The sequence below is a fragment of the Sphingomonas sp. FUKUSWIS1 genome (assembly GCF_000733135.1).
GTDB classification, from domain to species: domain Bacteria; phylum Pseudomonadota; class Alphaproteobacteria; order Sphingomonadales; family Sphingomonadaceae; genus Sphingomonas; species Sphingomonas aerolata.
The window spans coordinates 5,353-8,978 of record NZ_JPJC01000240.1 but is presented as its reverse complement, the minus strand read 5'-3'; the positions used below and the strand labels follow the sequence as shown (position 1 = coordinate 8,978).

Here is a 3,626-nt window from a genome sequence, read left to right as displayed (position 1 = left end):
GGCTCGCGGTCGAGGCGGCGCCCGCCGCGAGCGGTGACCTGGTCTGGGTCCATCTGTCGACCACCGAGGACGAGGCGCAGGCCTGGCTTCGCAACGAGGCCGGGCTCGAATCCTATGTGATCGACGCACTGACCGCGACCGAGACGCGGCCGCGTTGCGAGGCGGTCGGCGAGGGGGCGTTCCTCAACCTGCGCGGGCGGACGAACGAGGAGATGGATTCGTCCGACCTGCTCGCGTCGCTGCGCATCTGGGTGGTCAAGGGACGCGTCTATTCGCTGACGCGCAAGCCGCTGGTCGCGATCCCGCTGGTTGAAAAAGAGGTTGAGGCGGGGCGGGTGCGCGATCCCGGCGACCTGATCACCGCGTTCGCGACCGCCATCACCACCGATCTCGACCCCGAGGTGGCGGCGCTGGGCGACGAGCTCGACGATTGCGAGGAGCGGCTCGACGCCAAGCATGTCTTCGCCCTGCGCCGCACCGTCAGTGAGGTCCGCGTGGCGGCGATCAGCTATCGCCGGTTTCTCAATCCGCAGCGTGCCGCGCTCGAGAAATTGGCTGCGTTGCCCGGCGACTGGCTGCGCGACGACGACCGGCTGCACCTGGCGGCGGCGGCGGACCGCGCGGCGCGGATGGCCGAGGAGCTCGAATCGATCCGCGAGCGATCCGCGCTGACGCACGAGGCGCTGACCGACCTGCGCGCGGAACAGATCGACAATCGCTCGCTGATCATCTCGGTCGCGGCGATGGTGTTCCTGCCGCTGACGTTCCTGACCGGGCTGTATGGGATGAACGTGAAGGGGCTGCCCTTTGCCGAAGAGCCCTGGGCGTTCGATGCGATCGCGGGCGGCTGCCTGGTGATCGCGCTGGGTATCGTGATCTACTTCGTCCAGCGGCACTGGTTCGAACGGTAGCGGCTCAGGCCGCGCTGGCGGTGCGCCAGGCCTGCGCGATCTCGTCGAGCGTGTCCGCGGTGGTGCGGAAGACCGAGCCGTCCTGGCCGACCGAGGCGTCGACGATCGTCCGGCGCGCGCCTGCATAGAGCCGCGCGAGCGTTTCCGACACCGCGCCGCCGCGGTCGAAATCGAGCCCCGCTTCGAGCGCGAACAGGATCGCGGTCGCGCGCGTCACGCGGTCGCTCTTGGTCGCATATTGGCGGTTGTCGGAGGCCCAGGCGGCGGCACGCAGCGCCGCGACGAGTTCCTTGTAGAGCAGCTGGACGAGGCCCGGGCCATCGGTCGTGGTGCGGCCGACCGCGTCGATCTGGCGATAGGTGGCGAACGGGTCGCGTGTGAGGGTGGTTGCGTACATCACGAGTCGCTCTTGTTCCAGGCGGCGATCTGGTTGGTGAGGAAGCTCTGGATCGACTTGTACGACGACACGCGCGAATTCATGCTCGAGAATTGCTGCGTCAGGCGGGTGGTCATCGCCGCGGATTGATCCGCGATCTTGGCCTCGGCATCGGCGATCGCGGACTGTGCCGCGGTGTAGCGCGTCTGCGAGGCGCCGAGCCCGATCGTCGTGTTGGTCGCGCTGGTCGTGATCGCGTTCAGCACCGCGCCAAGCCCGGCCTTGCCGTCCGCCGAGCCGTTCAGCATCGTCTCGATCGCGGTCGAATTGGTCAACATCGCGTTCGACAGCGCGGCGGCATCGACGCGCAACGTGCCGTCACGATTGGTCGCGACGCCGATCTGCGCGAGCGTCGTCGGGCTGCCGCCACCGGTGTCGCCCGACAGCGGCGCCAGCGTCAGCGCCTTGAGCGACGACAACAGCGTCTTCGCCGCCGGGTCCGCGCGCAGCACGCCGGTCACCGGGTCGGTCTGCTCGGTCAGCGTCGCCATGACCTGGTTATAGGTCTCGACGACGTCGGATACCGCCTGCGACAGCGCGCTGGTCGGCGTCGTGCTGCCTAGCGTGACGGGGCCGGTCGACACGGCGTTGAGCTGCAGTTTGACGCCCGTCACCAGGTTGTTGATCGTGTTGCTCGCGCGCTCGACCGCGATCCCGTCGACGGTCAGCTTGGCATTCTGTGCAGCCGCCGTGACGCTGGTGTTGGTCGCGCCGGGACCGACATTATAGGCGGCCAGCTTGCCGCTCGTATCGGTCGTCGCCGTCATCGTGAACGCCTGCGATGCGCCGGTCGCGCCCTTCATCGACAGATAGGCGCTGCCGTTCGAATCGGTCACGACCGAGGCGGTGATGCCTGCGCCCTTCGCGTTGATCGCCGCGGCGATCCCGTCGAGGCTGGCGTCGGTAACGTCGATCGTCACCGCGGTGCCACCGCCTGCGGTGAAGCCGGTCATCTTGGTGCCTGCCGCGTCATAGGTGGCGGTGCCGAAGTTGAGCGTGAAGCTGCCCGAGCCGATCACCGCGGTGCGATCGGCGACCGCGGCGGTGGTGCGGATGGTCTGCGCGGCGGCGAGCTGGTTCACAGAGATGGTCGACGACAGCCCCGAGACCTTCGCGCCCGGCAGCGCGCTGACGCCGAGCGCGGCGCTGTTGGAGCTGGTCGGCTGGCTGGTCAGCGTGCCGCCCTTCACCAGCGCGGCATAGGCGGTCGAGAAGCCCGAGATCGCGCTCTTCAGCGTTGCGAGCCCCGAGATCTGCGTGGTGATCGTCTTCGACTTGGCGGTCAGCTGCGCGGTCTTGGCCGCGAACTGCGCCTCGACCAGCGAGGGCACCAGGCTTGCGGTGTCGATCCCCGAGCCGGCATTGAGCGAGGTCAGCAGCGACTGCGCCGCGTTCTTCGTCACGCTCGCCGCGGTCGGCGTCGGCGTGGCCGCCGGGGTCGGCGTCGCGGTGCTGCTCGTCGTCGAAATTGCCATGCCGGAATCCTTGCGCGCTCGAATGGAATAACGACCGCGGCCGCCGGATCTTTAGGGAAGTTTCACGCCGTTTTCGTCGAACCGCGCATCGACCGGCACGGTGATCGCGGGCTGCGGCATCGGCGTGCCACCCGCCGCCGCGTTCAGCCCGAACACGAAGGCGAGGACGGTCGCGATCGCCATGTACAGGTCGTCGCGAACCTCCTGGTTCTCCTTGCTCGTGTAATAGACCGCACGCGCGAGCAGCGGATATTCGAGCACGGGTACGCGGGTCTCCGCGGCGAGTTCGCGGATCGCCAGCGCGGTCGCGCCGCGGCCCTTGGCGACGACGACGGGCACCTGGTCCTTGCCGCGGTCGTAGCGCAGCGCGACCGCGAAATGCGTCGGGTTGGTCAGGATGACGTGCGCCTCACCGACCGACTTGCGCATGTTGCCGCTGGCCATCGCGCGCATCTTGGCGCGCTGCTGGCCCTTGGCCTCGGCATTGCCCTCATTGTCCTTGTGCTCGTCCTTCACCTCCTGTTTCGACATGCGCATCTTGCCGAGGCGGCGGATGATCTGGATCGGCACGTCGATCCCGGCGATCGCGACGAGCCCGAACGCCATCGCGATCAGGATCGACGAGAAGGTCCCGCCAAGCGTCGTCAGCGCCTGGTTGAGATCGGCGGACGAGGCGAGACCCATCGTCGTGTGCGACGCCTGCCACAGCATCCAGCCGCCGATCGTGCCGAGCAATGCGACCTTGAGCAGCGACTTGCCGAGCTCGATCCAGCCGGTCGGGCCGAAGATCCGCTTGAGACCCGA

Annotated in this window: 4 protein-coding genes; 1 reads left to right on the top strand and 3 read right to left on the bottom strand. The window is 68.3% G+C overall.

Going from position 1 to position 3,626, the window contains the following annotated elements; all coding sequences use genetic code 11:
• On the top strand, positions 1-911 hold a 911-nt coding region (locus sphsw_RS14855), incomplete at its 5' end, for a zinc transporter ZntB (protein ID WP_031441305.1).
• Between the two features lie 4 nt (positions 912-915).
• Here the strand turns inward: sphsw_RS14855 and sphsw_RS14850 are convergent.
• The 3 genes from sphsw_RS14850 to sphsw_RS20590 all read right to left on the bottom strand — a co-directional run.
• The gene (locus sphsw_RS14850; protein ID WP_037528697.1) at positions 916-1,308 is read right to left on the bottom strand and encodes a flagellar export chaperone FliS; all 393 of its coding nucleotides are present in this window, start codon (positions 1,306-1,308) and stop codon (positions 916-918) included.
• Positions 1,308-2,822 (bottom strand): flagellar filament capping protein FliD, encoded by a 1,515-nt coding sequence (gene fliD / locus sphsw_RS14845; protein WP_031441303.1) that lies wholly within the window; start codon positions 2,820-2,822, stop codon positions 1,308-1,310. Before fliD ends, sphsw_RS14850 begins: the two co-directional genes overlap by 1 nt.
• A 51-nt stretch (positions 2,823-2,873) precedes the next feature.
• The coding region (locus tag sphsw_RS20590) for an EscU/YscU/HrcU family type III secretion system export apparatus switch protein (RefSeq protein ID WP_031441302.1) at positions 2,874-3,626 on the bottom strand (753 nt) is incomplete at its 5' end.

What these genes read in the sequence shown, in the direction of transcription:
- sphsw_RS14850 (WP_037528697.1), bottom strand. Translation starts at nt 1,308, where the DNA reads ATGTACGCAACCACCCTCACACGCGACCCGTTCGCCACCTATCGCCAG.
- fliD (WP_031441303.1), bottom strand. Translation starts at nt 2,822, where the DNA reads ATGGCAATTTCGACGACGAGCAGCACCGCGACGCCGACCCCGGCGGCC.